We start from the raw sequence: 16,470 nt of genomic DNA on the forward strand, positions 1-16,470 counted from the left end.
ACCCACCACGTCAATATCCTCGAGATGAACGGCGACAGTTATCGGCTCGGACAAAGCCGCGCCCGAAAGGCTGAAGCAACCACATAATCGCACCTTGCGAGATTGGCCCTGCGGGCCAAAGCGCCATGGCACGCGCCAGCTATTTGGGGAGCGCGCGCGCCATGGCGCTTGGCGCCCCGCCACTGGCCTGGTTTTGCGCCGCCGCGTGGCCGGTTTTTACGCCGCCGTTGACAAATTGATTTAATCAAGGGTTGCCGCGACTTCTTGTCCCTTTGAAATTTTCTATTGTTCTGCCTTGCTTATGAAGGCGCGAATTTCAGATTCACGGCCTTGGTTCCAAGGCCATGTTTCACGGAGGCAGTTGCTATTGCGGTTGCACTTCCAGTGTTAATTGTAGACGCTATGCTGACCGCTTTGCTGTATGATTTTCCAAGCGATTATCGGTACAAATAGCGTAGATTCTGTCGGCTATGTCATATCGGAGAAGACTAAGAGCAAATTCAACGGTGGCGTTGGCTCTGGATCAAAGGATTGGTGCCTCTCCCGCGGCCTGTTATGGCTGTGAAGTTTGCCGATGCTCGCAAGGGCGTCGTAAGCTAGGAGAGGTTTCCGATGACGTTTAAAGGTGATGCCGCCTGTTCTCTATGAGGGCAAAACATTAGGACTACTGCTGACGAAGTCGCGGGGTGCAACGGTTGGTCAGCGTTCTGCGATCATAATAAATGCTGATGAAAACATGGCGTACTATATGCGCGGCAGTCGAAATCTGTGCACTGCCATATCTGATACGGATATGATCACGTGTGCTGCGGGGTGTTTCGATATCACTGAATGGACGGCCTGCCTCTTTTTTGCAATCTTCGGTTGATTTGTATAGAGGTCTATCCCTCCTTAATAGATAATCCGAGTCATTATTCCCACGGTCAAGAGACCGAAACCATATAATCGTAGAACGGTCCGTTTCGACATGGCGCTTTCAGCGAAATAAAAAATCAGCCTAATAACTTAAAAAATTCAAGACAATGTAGTAAAAAGATAATTTCCCTATTTTGGCATTGTTGCCGCGTGAAAAATCTTCAAGTTGATTAACGTTACTGGAACATCATCTCCGTCGCTTGGTTGGGGCCCCGATAAACCTGTCGGCGGGTCGCTGTGATGCTCGTCTTCAGCCAGACAAGGGAGATCTCAGATGTCCATCAACGATCCGAACCTCAGGGAGACTGATACGTCCGAACAGGGCAGCATCAGGGCCGAGGCCTCCGAACAAGCGTCGCGGTTGGCCGAAACGGTCAAGGACGAGGTCGCGCGCCGCGAGCAAAACCTGCGTTCCGGCGTTGCGCACCGTGCCGAGAGCGTGGCCGAAGGTCTGCGCAAGGCCAGATCCGAGATCGATCCGGATTCGACTGTCGCACAGATGTTCGACCGTGCCGCCGACAGCGTCAGCGGACTGGCGGAGAGCCTGAATTCGACGGACCCCGGACAGATGCTGGGTGATGTGCGTCGCTTTGCGCGTCGCCAGCCGGGCGCCTTTCTGGGTCTGTCGGCGTTGGCAGGCTTTGCCGCGGTCCGCTTTCTGCGGGCAGGGTCCGCCAGTTCGTCGGACATGACCAGGTCCGGTAGGTATGGCATGACCGGCACGACCCGGCCGACCAGCTCCGGTGATCGCGCAGCGGTCGCCCAAACGGGTGCTGCAAGCCCAGATCATCACACGGGCATGGGGGCCAAGCCTGTGTCTGGCACCGGCACCGGCGCAGCGTCATCCGGCAACCCTGGCCTCTCGGGCAGCCGCACGATCGGAGGTTCGTATGACTGATCCTGTCCGCTCCCAGAACCCTGCCACGCTTGCCACCGATGCACTGCGGCTGTCGGGGGATCTTGTCCGCAAGGAAATCGCCCTTGCCAAGGCAGAGATGCGCCGGAATCTCAGCCATGCCGGTGCCGGGCTGGGGATGATCGTGGCTGCCGCCGTCATCGGCATCGTCACGCTGAACGTGCTGACGGCGGCCTTGGTGGCCGCCTTGGCGGAAACCGATCTTGGCCCGATCTGGAGCGCGGTCATCGTCGGGGTTGTGCTTGCGATCCTGGCCTATGGCCTTTTGCGCAAGGGCATGGCCGACCTGAAACCCGAGAACCTGATGCCGACGCGCACGGTCGAGAACGTCCAGCGCGACGCGAACACGGTCAAGGAGTCCTATCATGACGCATGATGCAGACAACCCGGATCATATCGAACGCGAGATCGAGAAGGACCGTGACGCGCTGCGCCGCACGCTGAACGACCTGCAGGACGAACTGTCCCTGGACGGCCTGTCGCGCCGCCTGACAGGCTCCGTTCGTCGGAACGGCGCGGAATGGGCGGAATCGGCCAGCGCAGCCGCCCGTGCCAACCCTGTTGCCTTGGGCCTGACCGGTATCGGGCTGGCATGGATGATCTTCGGTCGCGGGCATGACCCGGTCCATGGCCTTGGCCAATCTTCCGGACGGCGCGACGACCAGACGGCATCGACGCGGGCTTACGGCACCCCGCCCCCGCGCGGCGTGGCATCGACCACGGATTGGAGTTCGGACCGTCGCCCGATGACGACCGGATCGTCATTCGACCAAAGCACCGGATCCGACAAGGAGCATAGCATGATGGACAGAACCAGAGAGACCGCCGGCCACCTGCGGGACCGCGTCAGTGACGGCTCGACGGCATTGCGCAATCGCGCGCGCCATTTCCGCGACCGTCTTGGAGAGGGCACCGAGGGGATGAGCGAAGAGGCCCGTCGCCGGATCGAGACGGCACGCCGCAAGGCACTGGATGCCAGCGACGCGGCCAGCCGCCAGATGGCGCGGGCGAACAGGCAGGTCGCCCGCAGCTATGACAACGAGCCCTTGCTGTTCGGTGCGCTGGCACTGATCGGCGGCGCGGCCTTGGGTGCCCTGTTGCCCGGCACGCGACAGGAGGGCGAGCTGATGGGCGACTATCGTGATCAGCTGTTCGACGAGGCGGAGGCGATCTATGCGGAGGAGAAGAGCCGCATTGGAAACGCCGTATCAGCGGGCTTGGACGAGGCGAAATCAGCCGCCTCCAGCGTCGTGGCCGCCGCACAGGACGAGTTGACGGACGCGGAAGAAGGCAAGGCATCCTCCGGATCCGGCCATTCCCAATCCTCCACGGCCCCCCGGACAGCCAGCTCTCCGACAGGTATGCCGGGGTCGGCAAAAGTCTAAGCGTCTAAAGCATCTTTGGCAGCCTCGCATCAGCGGGGCTGTCGTTTTCGCGAAGCTCTGTTCCGACCCGAGCTTGTCGTGATCGTCGGCGTTGTCTTTGCCGAAGAAGAAGTGCGGCACCGGATACCAGGTTGCAGTGTTCCAAAGGCGCCATCTGGCGGACGTGATGGCGACACGTGCTTTCAAGACACGCTCTCTTCTGAGCAGGGCAGGCGCTGGCCAGTCAGCCCACCGCAAAGGCACCGCCCAGAGGCACGGGGAGGCCGTGGCTCCCTCCTCAAGTGCAAACGGCCTCAACGGCTCTTCGACAGCATCGAAACCGACAGCAGCATATCATGGCAAGCAAGGACCAGCCCGCCGAAGACCGCACGGATCTTGCCGAAGATCGTACCATTCTGGCGGTAGAACGCACGTTCTCTGGCTGGATCAGGACTGGTTTGGCGACTGCTGCGGTCGCAATCGGGATGCAGGCCGTCTTCGGCCCGTTTCAGCCCACCTGGGTTCCGAAAGCCGTGGCGACGGTGTTTCTTCTCGCGGCACAGATGATGCTTCTGTTCGCTTGGTGGGCCAACCGCACATCCCGGCGCAGACTGTCCGTGCATGCGGCCCGGGCCCAACCCGCAATCCGGATCGCATTCCTCATTGTGCTGCTGTCGATCGGCATTTGGGGAACGGGTGCCGTGCTGTGGTTGCTGTGACGGAGGGCGGCTTGAACTGCAGGCGTACCCTCCTTGGGCAACAGCGAGTTTCGGGGGCTTTCGGTTAAGCTTCGGTCACGCTGGCACGGGGGGATCTTCGGACACGTGATCCCTGGTCAGGATGCGACACAGGCGCGCCGTCGTCGTGCCGCCAAGAATAACGCTCCGCGTCGACATCTGTTGTGGATCAACAACGCGCGCCTGCCCGTACATTCGGCCAAAATCCATGCGGCAATCATTGCTATCAACAAACGGCAATCCACCATCTTACGATGGTTGGCGAAGATAGCGGCTGTCGTTCGGCAGTGCACGCTGACGGAATGTCGTCGCCAGCGCATGCAGCCGTTCTGACAGCGCATCTCCCTGCAGTGCCGGGCCATGACCTGTCACCATGATCCGGGGCTCCAGGTCCGCCAGTCGCCGGACCGACAGATCGGCCGCTGTCCAATCGGGTGTGAAATAGGCAGGGGGGCCCTGCAGGTGGCCCTGCGGCATCAGGGCACCTCGGAGGGACTCCTGGCGCGTCGTGATGACGGCATCGCCCGCCAGCAAGGCCCGCGTGCCGGCGTTCCAGAACGAGACATGACCCGGCGTGTGGCCGGGCGTATGGATCCACCGCCAATCCTCCAGATCCGGAATGCGGCCATCCTCCGGCAGGGCCCGAAGATGGCGCGACACGTCGATCGGATGCCGGGGGAACAGCCAGGACAGTTCCGCCATCATACCGCCCCCCACCTCGGGGGCTGCAGGGGGATAGGCTTGGCGGCCGGTCAGGAAGGGATGCTCGGCCGGGTGGGCATAGATGGGCGCGTCCCATGTTTCTGCCAGATGATGCAACGCGCCCACATGATCGAAATGCCCATGCGTCAGCAGGATCGCGGCGGGGCGGGATGCGCCATAGCGCCGTCGTGCCGCCTGCAGGATGGCCGCGGCCGAACCCGGCACGCCCGCATCGACCAGATACCAGTCCCGGTCGCCGGCACCGGCAGCACCGATGAACGCGACATTGACGATGCCGCAGCGCAAACAGGCCAGATCGTCGCCAAGATCAGTCGCCCAAGCCTCCGCAGGGACGGCAATGCCGGTCGGTCCGGGGGGCGAGGACGCCGCCGCCACCGCCAGTGAGAACGCCCCATAGCCGCGCAGCATCGTGCGCACCGTCTGGTCGTCCACGTCGCGTGCCAAGGCAAGGCAGGCCGCACCCTGCGCGGCATCCAATAATCGGTGCTGGTCCATGCGGATCGGCCGCCCGGGCGAGCGACCGCGATAGGATGTCGCCAGCGAATACGCGGCCACCCCCAACCCGAGGGCGGTCAACGGCGCCCGAAGGCCGGCGTTTCGTTTCATGGATGCCGGCCCCAGGACCAGCAGGGCCGCGGACACGGCATCAAGCGCGGCGTGCAGTCGGGATGGGATCATGATGGGCCTCTCATGTCGGGGGTTCAGCGATGATGCTCTCAAGCGCCTGGGCCATCAGCATATGTCCTAGCTTGGATCGGCGGCGCAGCGACGCCTGGCTGTAATCGAAGGACTTTCCGGAAAAGTCGTCCTCGGGGTCCGACAGGATGACATGATGAAAGCGACGTCCGGTCAGGTCGCACGCCGCGATCGCGCGGCGCGATTGGCACCCGAAGGCAAGCTCCTGTGCCCGGTCGGCGATGCCGTCCATCGTCTGGCGCAGCGGCCCCGCTGCGCTGTACAGATCGCAGGCCAGGATCAGGGCGTCGTCATCTCGATCCAGCAGCGTGCGCAGGGGCAGGTTCTCGGCCAGGCCCGCATCCATGAAATGCCGCCCGTTCAGGGTGACAGGGGGGAACAGGACCGGCAACGCGCTGCTGGCCATAAGATGATCCACCGTCAGCGGTTCCACCGTATTGCGGAACGCCGCCACGGTGCCGGTTTCGGCATCCGTCGCGGTCACGGTGACCTCGATGCCGCCCGCGTTCAGCAGATCGAAATCCACGTATTCCTCGATCAGCCGACGGGTCGCCCTGCGATGGAAGACTGCCCTGTCGGGCGGCACACCGGGGAGGATTTCGGCCAACCCGGGGACCGATGGGCTGAACAGCGCAGGGTTTCCGAACAGCAACGTGCCCGTGACCAACCGGCGGCGCCCGCTTCCCGACAAGGCAGACTGAGCGATGTCGTTGAGAAAGCGGTCCAGGCTTTCGACCCGCCGGTCTGGCGGATTGCCCGCGATGACCGCCGCGACGATCGCCCCGATCGAGGCGCCCGAGATGCGTGTGACGTTCAGCGCTGCGTCCTGAATTGCCTTCCATGCGCCCGCATGAAAGGCCCCCAATGCGTTTCCGCCGGACAGGCACAACCAGGTCTGCATTCCGTCATTCCCCATTTACTGTCCGTTCAAAGGCGTGCCGATGGTCGGCGTGGCGCCCATAGGCACGCTCCAAAGCGGCTGTTCGGTGATGTCGGGGGCATGGGCTGTACGCACGGTCAGGGGCGGCTCATGGTCGGAGATCTGGCTGGCCGGTAAGGTGAGATCGAACGTCGGGCTTGCCTGCCTTGCGCGCAGGGGTTTTGCGGCGGCGGCATGGTTGGCGATATCATCGACGCTTGGCACTCTGTCAGCAGTCACGGCGGCAGTCTGATGCTGGCAGAGGTGCCGGCTGACGCAGCTGCTCGCTGTGCCGGCTGTCATACGCCTGCTTGCCATATGAACGTTCCACCCGAAAAGGTCGCTTGCCGGCAGGATCGTCGGCGTGGCGCCAATGACAGGGGGAGCGAGCCTGAGCCTCGACGGGGTCGGGACGGTGTCGGCGCATGTGACTGCAAAGACGCGTGGGTGGTTCATCGGATCCTCCTTGTCGGTGGAGGTCCGCCAACCGGCAGCCGCAGCAAATGTTCCTGGCCATGACGACGTCAACGTTTCGGGCAAAGCGCTGGTTCGAAGGCGTCGTGCCACCAGCGACGACCGATCCATTCCCGACCGTATTTGGAAACTCGGACGCAGTATGTTGCTTTCTCGAGTGCTTGTAACCTCAGGAGTGGCGCCTGGCTTATCGGTGAGGAGACCTGACAGGACGTGCAAGCTTGGGAACCGCCTGACGCGCTGACATGTTCAATGAAACGATACAGGAGAGCGGAACATGACCGGTTCGACCCCACCAATTGACCTTCCCGACGACCTTCGCCGTGGCTTGGAGACCGCGGCAGCCGAAGCGGGAGATTCGCCCACGAACATCATCGTCAAAGCATTGGAAGCTTTTGGCATCGAACGGCTGACTGATGATCAGCAGCTGAAACGCATGACCGGATCGCAATAAACGTAGTCAACAAGGTGTCAGAGGCTGCGATCCAGTCAGCCCCTTACCTGCAAACAGATGCGTGAAATATCGGTTCTACCGGTAAACCTTGCCGAACCAATTCAGACTGGTTGATAGGTCAACGCCACTTCTAGCGATGATTCACTTGGGATACCAAGCTAACGCATTTCGCTGAAACTGGATAACCAGCGCTGCGGCGGGTCTGTGCTCATATCCCTCGGCATTACCAATGTGACACGCCTCGCAACATGCGTGCCAAGGGGACGTGGACGTCGCGTGTGCCGCTGCTGGGGTCTGCGCCCAGCAGGCCGTTCGGGCACATGCGGTCGTCGTCCCATCCGGGGTGGTCGGCAATGGGGTAGAGGCATACCCCCTCCACCCGGACGCCGCGATGGCGGGCGTGATGGGTCTGGGTCATGACATGATCGAACCACGCGGCGCGGCGCGCGCCTTCGGTCCCGGTCTCGGCCAGCATCACGGGGCGGTCATAGCGCGCCGCGACCTCGACGAGCAGATCTGACAGGGGGCTGTGCAGCGCATGGTCGACGTCGATGGGCGGGCCGCCATGGATCCATTGGTTGTTCCAGTAATAGTTGACGCCGACCACGTCCAGCGCGGCCTCGGACCCGCCGATCTGCGGCCAGATGCGGCCCGCGATCAGATCGAAGGCCTGGAACTGGGCGTCGTGCCAGCCATGCGCCTCGAACAGCGGGCGGCCGGTCCAATCGGCATGCTGGACCGCGATCAGCGGCTCGGCGGTGACGAAGCGCGCCCGCGGGTCGATGGCCAGCAGCTCCGCACGGGCGGCCAGATAGCAGCGGGCCAGCTGGACCTTCAGCTCGAACCCGCGGCCCCCGGCGAACGGGTTCAGATAGCCCGCATCCCCGCCGGCCCAGGACAGGAAGCTGATCTCGTTCACCGGGCACCAGAAGGGGACGGCATCCGTCACCTGGCGATGGTGCCGACCGGCGGCGCGGGCCAGCCAGGCAAAGCGGTCGACGAAGGCCGGGGACCAGACGTCCAGATCGTCAGGCCAGCCGTAATGCATCATGTCCCAGATCACCTGCGTGCCGGTGTCGCGCGCCGCCTGAAGCATCGGGGTCCAGGATCCCAGGTCCAGCGCGCCGCCCGCGTCGATCGACGGCCAGCGCAGGGCATCGCGGCAGGTGCGGATGCCCAGGCCTTGCAGCTGCAGGTAATCCTGGGCGGCATGGGTGTCGTGACCGATGGCCGCGATGACATCCAGCCGCCGCCCGTCGCGCCGCCGATGGGTCGAGGATTCCCATCCCCCCTGGATCATGCTGGCGAACAGCGTGGGCGCCGGCGCCGGGACCTGTTCGGCCAGGACGGTGTCGATCAGCGCCTGCCATTGCGGCACCACGACCGCGGCGGAATAGGTTGCGCGCACATGGGCCTGCAGCGCCGATCCCAGGCCGTGCCGCAAGGCCGGATCGTCGATCAGCCGACGCATGGTGGCGGCCACCGCCGCAGGATCCTCGTGCGGCACGAACAGGCCGCTGACGCCGTCGCGGATCTGCTGCAGGGCGCCGTTGTCGGGGGTGGCGATGACGGGCAGGCCCGCGGCCCCGGCCTCGGCGATGACATGGGGCATGCCCTCGCCCCGGCTGAGCCAGCAGAAGACATCCATCGCCGCCAGCAGGTCGGGGACGTCCGCCCGGTCGCCGGTAAAGATCACGCGGTCGCCAAGGGGTGCCGCCAGCGCCTGCAGCTGCAGCGCGTATTCCGGCATGAAGGCGTCCGGCCCGCCGATGACGACGAACCGCGCCTGCGGATGGCTGGCGGCGACGCGCATCGCGGCGGCCAGGAAATCCTCGACCCGCTTCTTGCGGTCCAAGCGCCCGACCCATCCGATCAGCACCTGGTCGTCGGCGATGCCAAGCGCCGCGCGGATGGGTGCCCGGCGTGCCGGATCGAACTCGGTCAGATCGACCATCGACGGGATCTCGACCGCATGGTCGGGCCGGTCGGGCATGCGTCCCGCCGCCGCCGCGCGGATGCTGTCGCAGACGCCCACATAGCGCGCGGTCAGGTGCTTGGGCCCGGCCAGCGCCTCGCTGACCAGCCCGCCATGTTCGATCAGCGGCGGGCGCAGGGCCAGACGCTCCATTGCGGGATAGATGTCGGCAACGTTCTGACAGCTGACCACCACGTCGGCCCCGCAGATCTTGCGGCGCAGATAGTCGATGGTGTCGTCGAACCCAAGCGCATAGGGCGTCGTGTCGACATGGATGCCAAGCGCGCGCAGCTGGTCGGTCGTCTGGTCGGGCATCCCCTCCTTGCGAAAGCAGGGGATGACGTCGATCCGGTACCGGTCGCGCGGCAGCGTGCGGGCCAGCAGGCGCAGTTCCGTCTCCTCTCCGCCGACGACCAGCCAGGCCAGGACGAACAGGATGCGGATCTTGCCGGCGTCAGGGTGCGGGACGGGCAGGTCCTGGGGCGGCTGAACGCCCCAGGGCTGGTTCAGATCGTCGTTCATCGGATCGCTCCTTGGCGGGATCAGGTCGCGAAGACGACCTGGAGGAAATCGAACCGCTCGGCCACCAGGCGTTCCAGGAACCGCGGCGCCTCGTCGAAGGGCACGACATGGGTGATCAGGTGCTGACGGATGGCGGGGCCCATGCGCTCCAGCAGCCGAACGGTCTCCGCGGCCAGCCGCCGCTGGTTCCAGTCGGCGGCCAGACGGCGCGGCATGCGGTTGATCTGGGCGCAGATCAGGCGCAGGCCGTTGTGGTGGAACTCCTCGCCCAGGCGCAGGTCCGGCAGGCCGCCCTGATAGAAGGCCAGGTCGATCACCGTGCCCTGCGGGCGCAGGGCGGCCAGCGCGCGGTGCAGGCTGTCGGAATGGGCCCGGGTCTGGAACACCACCTCGGCGCCGCGGCCGCCGTGACGGTCGTGCCATGCGGACTTGGCATGGGCCACGGCCGCGTCCTCGTCCATCGGTGTCATGCCCAGCTTGCGGATGATGTCCTGGCGGAAGGGAGAGGGATCGACGACCACCACCTCGGACGCGCCGGCGGCTTGCGCGAATAGCGCGCAGAACAGGCCCACCGTGCCGCCACCCCAGACCAGCGCGGGGCGCCCGTCCAGGCTGGCGCCCAGATGCGGGACGGCGGCGCCGAAGGCCTCGGCATCGGCATGCAGGATGCCGTTCGCGGCGATCGGTCCCATCTGGCCCACGAAGATGCCCAGCATCGGGTCCATCCCGTCGGGCAGCGCCGTCAACAGGTCGTGGGACGGATCGGCGGTGTGGCCTGTCTTGTGACCGAAGGCGGTGCCGACCACCTGACCGTTCCGCCAGCCCGGCGCGCGCGCGTCGATCACGCGGGCACTTTCCATATAGCCCAGGAAATTGACCGGGAACCGGGCCGACGGCTCGCCGGGCACGAAGCGGCCCGCGACATCGTCCCACCGGCTGTGCAGATAGGGGTTGGTGCCCTTCAGGAAGGTCAGCTCGGTCCCCGCAGACAGCCCGGTATAAAGCAGGTCCAGCCGAACCTGCCCGTCCCCCGCCGGCCCTTCGTCATAGCCGAAGAAGTCCGGACGGCCCTGGTCCAGGATGGCCAGCGACCGGATGTGGCGATGTTCATGCGGCATCGTCGGCGCCCGCCGCAGCGGCAGGACAAAAGGTGGGCTGCGGGTCGGCCCGCAGCCCCTCCATCCGCACAAGGGTTCCGGTTTCGGCCGACCGGCCCACGGCCAGCGCGACTTGATGGGTCAGCAGCGCCTCGGCATAGTCGCAGCGGATGCGGTTCTCGCGGCCCATGACGGCCTCGACGAAATCGCGGTCCTCGCGCCAGACCGGATCGCCGCTGGCCTGCCGGACGGGTCGGCCCTGGCCCACGTCGACCATCAGGTCGTGGTCGGTGATCTCGATCGCCATGGCGTCGCTGAAGACATGCAGGCCGACGCGGTGGTTCCACCGCATCAGGCAGGTCGACGACAGGTTGGCCACCGCCCCCGACGCAAAGCGCAGCGTGGCCGCGGTGGCGGTGGGGACGGTCAGGCCGGGAAAGTCGTCGCGGTCGCGCCGCGCGGACAGGCCGAACACCTCGGTCACGTCGCCGGCCAGGAACCGCGCCGCGTCGATGATGTGGGTGGCCTGTTCGACGACCTGGCCCCCCGATCCGTCGGCCCGCCACCACCATTCCGGCGGCGGCGTCTGGTCGATCCAGAACCCCTGCATCAGATGCGCGGGATTGGTCGCCAGATGGGCGCGCGCCTCGTCCATCGTGTCCAGATAGCGCCAGTGATAGCCGACGGCGGTGATCAGCCCGGCCTGCTCGACCTCTGCCGCGATCCGCTCGGCCAGATCGACGTCCAGGGTAATCGGCTTTTCGACGAAGAACGGCAGGCCCCGCGCGATGCAGGCCCGTTCGGGCGCCCCATGCGCAAAGGGCGGCACGCAGATGTAGACGGCGTCCAGATCATGCGCGGCCAGCATCGCGTCGTGATCGTGATGGGCCCTGGCCCCCATGCGGTCTGCGGCCTCCTGCGCGCGGGCGGGGTCGGTGTCGCAGATGGCCACGACTTGGACGTCGGGCATGGTCTGCAGCACGCCGAAATGGCGATGCGCGATGCCGCCCGCCCCGATGAAGCCCAGTCTGATACGGTCCATAGGCGGTTTTTCCTTCCTTGCGCGGGCGGCGCGATAGGCGGCCAGGGTGTCGCCGGCCATGCGGGCGGCGGTGAAATGCGCGGTGAAACGGTCCTGCTGTGCCCGGGCCACGCGTGCGCGCGCCTGCGGATCGCGCAGCGCCGCGGCCAGGTGGTCGGCAAGGGCGCGGCTGTTGCCCGGCTGGTGCAGCCAAGGGTGGTCGGGGCCGAGCGCCTCGACGGTGCCGCCGATCCGGCTGGCCGCGACGGGCAGGCCGGCGGCCATCGCCTCCAGCGCGACCAGCGGCAGCCCCTCGAACCGCGAGGGCAGGGCTAGGATGCCGGCCTGCGCCATCAGCGCGGGCACGTCGTCGCGTCGCCCGGCCAAGGTCACATGGTCCTGAAGGCCCAGCCGGCAGATCGCGCGCTCCAGCAGCAGCCGGCCCGGACCGTCGCCGACGATCACGACCCGCGCATCGCCGCCGCCCCGCCGCAGCCGGGCCAGCGCCCCCAACAGGACGCGCTGCGCCTTTTGCGGGGTCAGGCGACCGACGCAGAGGATTATCCGGTCGTCGCGGTCCGCCTGTGGCGCAGGGCGGTGGTGGATGCCGTTGGGCACCGCGCGGACGGATGTTCCCGGGCCAAGTGCCCTGCGCCACCCGTCCGCGGCCTGGCGCGACACGGCGATCACGCCGTGCACCCCGGCCAGCGCGGTGCGGTATTCGGCGATCTGATCGGGGTCCGTCAGCAGCCAGGGCAGATGTTCGGTCCGCAGCACGGTCGCGCCGGCAGCATGGGCGGCGCGGGTCAGGGCGTGCCCCTCCCACCCGATGCCGGCGTGCACATGGACCGTTCCGCGGCCTTGCCCCGCCCAGTCCGCAACCGCCTGGGCCATCACCCCGGTATCCGTCACCGTGGCCATGCCGCCCGCCCCTGTGACCTGCGCAGCTAAGGCGCGGCCCGCCGGATGGTCGGGCCACAGCGTCTCAGGGCGCAGCCCCCACTCCGCCAGCGCGGTGGCCAGGGCGACCATATGCGCGCCCACGCCAGACGGCTCGGCGCTGTCGGTGACCAGCAGCAACCGGTCAGGCATGCACGGGGACCGCCATCATGCGCCGGTGCAGCGCTAGGGCCTGGGCCACCACCTGGTCCATGTTGTAATAGCGGTAGCTGCCAAGACGACCGGCAAAGATCACGTTCGGTTCCGCATCGGCCAGCGCCTGATAGCGGCGGAACAGCGCCTGGTTCTCCGGGCAGGGGATGGGATAATAGGGATCGCCCCGGTCCGACGGATATTCGCGGGTGATCGCCGTCATCGGATGGTCCTGCCCGGTCAGGTGCTTGTATTCGGTGATCCGCGTGAAGGGCACGTCCGGGTCGGGATAGTTCACGACACCCACCGGCTGGAACTGGCGCTGGGGCAGGGTCTCGTGCGCGAAGGTCAGGCTGCGATAGGGCAGCGCGCCGAAGCGGTGGCCGAAATAGGCGTCGATCGGCCCAGTATAGACGGTCAGCGCGCCGCGATCGGCCGGGTCGATGTCATGGAAATCGGTGCCCGTGCGCACGTCGATCCCCGGATGGTCCAGCATGCGCGCGAACATCGCGGTATAGCCGTCGCGCGGCATCGCCTGGAACCGGTCGGTGAAATAGCGGTCGTCGGTATCGGTGCGCGTCGGCACCCGCGCCGTGACCGAGGGGTCAAGCTGGGACGGATCCAGCCCCCATTGCTTGCGGGTGTAACCCTCGAAGAACAGCCGGTACAGATCGTCCCCCACGGCCGAGACGACGACATCGCGCGCGGTGCGGATCGGGTCCACGGGCCGGGCGCGCGCCGCCAGGAAGGCGGCGGTGTCCGCGTCGCCGGTCAGCCCGGCATCATAGAGCATGTTCAGCGTCGTGCGGTTGATCGGCATCGGCACCCGGCGATCGCCCAGATCGGCCAGCACGCGGTGCGCATAGGGCCGCCATTCGGTGAAGCGCGACAGGAAATCGACGACCTCGGTGGCGTTGGTGTGAAAGATGTGCGGGCCATAGCGGTGGATCAGCAGGCCGTCGGCATTCTGTTCGTCAAAGGCGTTGCCGCCGATATGGTCGCGCCGGTCGACGACCAGCACCCGCTTGCCCGACTGTTCGGCCAGCTGGCGCGCCATGACCGCGCCGGCAAACCCCGCGCCGCAGATGGTCACGTCGGGACGGGGCCGCGCGCGGCGGGGACGGGGGATGGCAGGCCGCCGGCGTCGGTCGACCGCCCGGTCCAGCAGCGCCGCCATGCGGGCTTGTGTCAGGTCCCAGCTTTGGCGGGCCAGCACCGCGTCGGCCTCGGTGCAGATGTCGGCCGGGGCATCCGCCAGCGCATCGGCGCAGGCAGCGACAAAGGCCGCCGGGCCGTCGGCGATACGGACCGCGTGCAGATGGCCGTACTGGCGCACCACGTCGCGCACCGGGGTGGACACGACCGGGCATCCGGCGGCCAGATATTCCGGCGTCTTGGTCGGAGAGATGTAGCGCGTCGCCTCGTTCATCGCGAAGGGCATCAGCGCCACGTCCCACCCCGCCAGATAGGCGGGCAGCTGGTCATAGCTCTTCTGGCCCAGCCAATGCAGGTTGGGCGCCTGGGGAAGGCTGGCGGGGTCGATCTTGACCACCGGACCGATCATCACCACCGACCAGTCGGGCCGCGCCGCGGCCAGTCCCGCGATCAGGTCCAGATCGACGCGTTCGTCGATCACCCCGTACCAGCCAAGCCGCGGACCGGGCAGGCCGGCCTGATCGTCAGGTTCGGCAGGTCTCGTCCGTGCGGTCGCGAAATGCCCCGTCTCGACCGAGGAGGGGAAGGCGTGGATGTTGGCGTGATCGTTTCGCCGCGCCTCCCACAGGGACCAGCCGCCGGTGGTCACCAGATCCGCCGAGGCCATCAGCGCGGCCTCCAACCCGGCCAGCGCGGGCGGCGCAAAGCGGAACGAGGCCAGCTCGTCCATGCAGTCATAAACCACGGCTGCGGCATCGACATGCTGCACGACGGGCCACATCATCGGCGTGTACAGCCACAGGACCGGGCGCACGATCCCGTTCAGCGCCAGCATTTGGTCGAACAGACCCACCAGGCCCGCGGCCTGATCCTGGGGCGACCAGCGGTCGGGAATGCGGGGGCGCACGGCCTGGACGGTCGTGCCGTGAAAGGCGTGGAACTCCAGATAGGGCAGGTGATGCGTGGTGGGGATCGCCTCCTCCCAGAACAGCACGCGGTAATCGCGGGCAAAGCGGTCCATCAGGTGCTGGGGCCTCTGGGTCACGAAATCCCACCGCAGATGCGACAGGCAGATCAGGGCGGGCTTGTCGGTCGTCGCGGGGTGCGACAGGTCGCGGGGCGTCATGACGGCTCCTTCCGGCGACCGCTGCGGATCGCGTCGATGTCTTGGCCAAGGCAGGCGATGCTGGCGCGCCAGCCCCATCGGGCGATCGCGTCGGGGCGGGGATCGGCGGGCGGCGATGCCAGCAGCCCATCCAGCGCGGCGGCAAAGGGCGCGCCGGGGGATGCGATGGTCCCGGCCGATGCAGGCACGTGGTCCAGCCCGCAGACCAGGTCCGCATTGGCCAGCACCGGCAGGCCGGCCAGCTGATATTCGGTCAGGATCGCGGGGGCGCCGTCATGCTGACCGCAGACCACGCCGATGCGGGCACGGTTGATCAGCCGGTTGACGGCATCATGATCCACCCCCGGTGGCCCCACGATCTCGACGTCCAGGCCGCGGCGGTCGGCGTCGTCGCGCAGGTCGTCGTCGCCGTATCCGACCACCAGCAGGGCCGTGGTGCCGGGGCGGCGCTCCATCGCGTCGAACAGGATGTCGTGGCGCTTGTAGGGCTGCGCGCAGGCGACATAGACCACGTCGCGATCCTTGGCCGCACCGGTCGGATGAAAGGTCACGTCGGACGCAAAGTTCGGGCCGATGGGCAGCACGCGCGTGCGGGCGCCGGGGATACGCGCCCTGATTTCGGTCGATTGCCAAGGGGCGCCGGTCAGGAACAGATCGAACCGCGCCGCCAAGTCGTAGGGGATCCGCAGTGCCGGGGCGTCGATGGAATTGTAGATGGTGACCGCACCGCGTGCCGCATCCATGATGTCGTGCCCGACCCCCAGGCCCCAGACGCACAGGATGTCCGGCGCGCCGGTCTGCTGCAGATGGCGCACCGCCTCGGCCGATCCGTACGGGGCGTCATGCGCGTCGGCGCGAAAGACGCGCCGCGTCAGGCCGGGGCGGTCCGGATCGGCCCGGCCCGCGGCAAGGCCCCGGCTGGCATCGGATTCGCCGCAGCGCCCGGCAAAGCTCCAGATCTCGGCGGTATCGACGATGCCCGCCGCGATGGCTGCCAAGGGCAAACGTTCCAGATAGCCGCCGGTGACGGTGACCTGTCCCGTCGGGGGCGGCGGCAGGATGGTGTCGATCTGCGCCGGATGCGTCACCGGGACCGGCGGACCATCGCTGCAATGATCCGAGATGACGACAAGACGACGAGAATGCATGGGGCCGCCGCTGAAAGAAAACGCCGTAGGACATCGCGATGTTCACGACATGTTTCAGCTAAGATCAGGGTTCACGACCACGCAACTTGATTAATGTCAGCGTTGCTGGGGCAGGTTTTGCATTCTGTGCCATCCG

Annotated in this window: 13 protein-coding genes and 1 pseudogene; 6 read left to right on the plus strand and 8 right to left on the minus strand. The window is 66.4% G+C overall.

Features of this window, described 5'->3' with window-relative positions; all coding sequences use genetic code 11:
- The 5 genes and pseudogenes from SY26_RS21225 to SY26_RS14910 form a co-directional block, all read left to right on the plus strand.
- Nucleotides 1–87, plus strand: a pseudogene (locus SY26_RS21225) (ATP-binding protein); the annotation flags it as partial.
- Nucleotides 88–1,189: 1,102 nt separating this feature from the next.
- Entirely contained in the window at nt 1,190–1,813 is a 624-nt protein-coding gene (locus tag SY26_RS20020) for a hypothetical protein (protein ID WP_052715307.1), read from the plus strand.
- Nucleotides 1,806–2,207 carry a phage holin family protein gene (locus tag SY26_RS14900; protein WP_046001191.1) on the plus strand — a complete coding sequence of 134 codons (402 nt, stop codon included), beginning with the start codon at nt 1,806–1,808 and terminating at the stop codon, nt 2,205–2,207. The genes SY26_RS20020 and SY26_RS14900 overlap by 8 nt, the downstream gene beginning before the upstream one ends.
- Nucleotides 2,197–3,216: a DUF3618 domain-containing protein gene (locus tag SY26_RS14905; RefSeq protein ID WP_046001192.1), complete on the plus strand. Its 1,020-nt coding sequence runs from the start codon at nt 2,197–2,199 to the stop codon at nt 3,214–3,216. The genes SY26_RS14900 and SY26_RS14905 overlap by 11 nt, the downstream gene beginning before the upstream one ends.
- A gap of 335 nt (nt 3,217–3,551) precedes the next feature.
- A complete protein-coding gene (locus SY26_RS14910; protein ID WP_046001193.1) occupies nt 3,552–3,914 on the plus strand; it encodes a DUF202 domain-containing protein in 363 nt (120 codons plus the stop codon).
- Nucleotides 3,915–4,181: 267 nt separating this feature from the next.
- On the opposite strand, the gene SY26_RS14915 is transcribed toward SY26_RS14910, so the two are convergent.
- From SY26_RS14915 to SY26_RS21935, 3 genes are read right to left on the minus strand one after another with little or no spacing between them, the layout of a single operon-like run.
- Complete coding sequence (locus SY26_RS14915; protein WP_084693868.1) at nt 4,182–5,333, minus strand: MBL fold metallo-hydrolase; 1,152 nt, start codon at nt 5,331–5,333, stop codon at nt 4,182–4,184.
- 10 nt (nt 5,334–5,343) lie between these two features.
- Nucleotides 5,344–6,252, minus strand: coding sequence for a patatin-like phospholipase family protein (locus SY26_RS20025; protein WP_052715308.1), 909 nt, complete (start codon nt 6,250–6,252; stop codon nt 5,344–5,346).
- Nucleotides 6,253–6,267: 15 nt separating this feature from the next.
- Nucleotides 6,268–6,726, minus strand: coding sequence for a hypothetical protein (locus SY26_RS21935; RefSeq protein WP_046001194.1), 459 nt, complete (start codon nt 6,724–6,726; stop codon nt 6,268–6,270).
- A 295-nt stretch (nt 6,727–7,021) separates the two neighbouring features.
- On the opposite strand from SY26_RS21935, the gene SY26_RS21230 reads away from it, so the two are divergent.
- A complete protein-coding gene (locus SY26_RS21230) occupies nt 7,022–7,198 on the plus strand; it encodes a hypothetical protein (RefSeq protein ID WP_157020506.1) in 177 nt (58 codons plus the stop codon).
- Between the two features lie 223 nt (nt 7,199–7,421).
- On the opposite strand, the gene SY26_RS14930 is transcribed toward SY26_RS21230, so the two are convergent.
- The 5 genes from SY26_RS14930 to SY26_RS20030 are packed head-to-tail and all read right to left on the minus strand — an operon-like array spanning nt 7,422 to nt 16,334.
- Entirely contained in the window at nt 7,422–9,695 is a 2,274-nt protein-coding gene (locus SY26_RS14930) for a glycosyltransferase family 4 protein (protein WP_084693870.1), read from the minus strand.
- Nucleotides 9,696–9,715: 20 nt separating this feature from the next.
- Nucleotides 9,716–10,813: a zinc-binding alcohol dehydrogenase gene (locus SY26_RS21655; RefSeq protein WP_198143185.1), complete on the minus strand. Its 1,098-nt coding sequence runs from the start codon at nt 10,811–10,813 to the stop codon at nt 9,716–9,718.
- Nucleotides 10,803–12,905 (minus strand): glycosyltransferase, encoded by a 2,103-nt coding sequence (locus tag SY26_RS14935; protein WP_198143186.1) that lies wholly within the window; start codon nt 12,903–12,905, stop codon nt 10,803–10,805. Before SY26_RS14935 ends, SY26_RS21655 begins: the two co-directional genes overlap by 11 nt.
- Nucleotides 12,898–15,186, minus strand: a complete 2,289-nt coding sequence (gene glf / locus SY26_RS14940) for a UDP-galactopyranose mutase (RefSeq protein WP_046001195.1) — start codon at nt 15,184–15,186, stop codon at nt 12,898–12,900. Before glf ends, SY26_RS14935 begins: the two co-directional genes overlap by 8 nt.
- Nucleotides 15,183–16,334, minus strand: a complete 1,152-nt coding sequence (locus SY26_RS20030; RefSeq protein WP_052715309.1) for a glycosyltransferase — start codon at nt 16,332–16,334, stop codon at nt 15,183–15,185. The genes glf and SY26_RS20030 overlap by 4 nt, the downstream gene beginning before the upstream one ends.
- Nucleotides 16,335–16,470 lie beyond the last annotated feature (136 nt).

The organism is Paracoccus sp. 228, from assembly GCF_000967825.1.
Classification (GTDB): domain Bacteria; phylum Pseudomonadota; class Alphaproteobacteria; order Rhodobacterales; family Rhodobacteraceae; genus Paracoccus; species Paracoccus marcusii.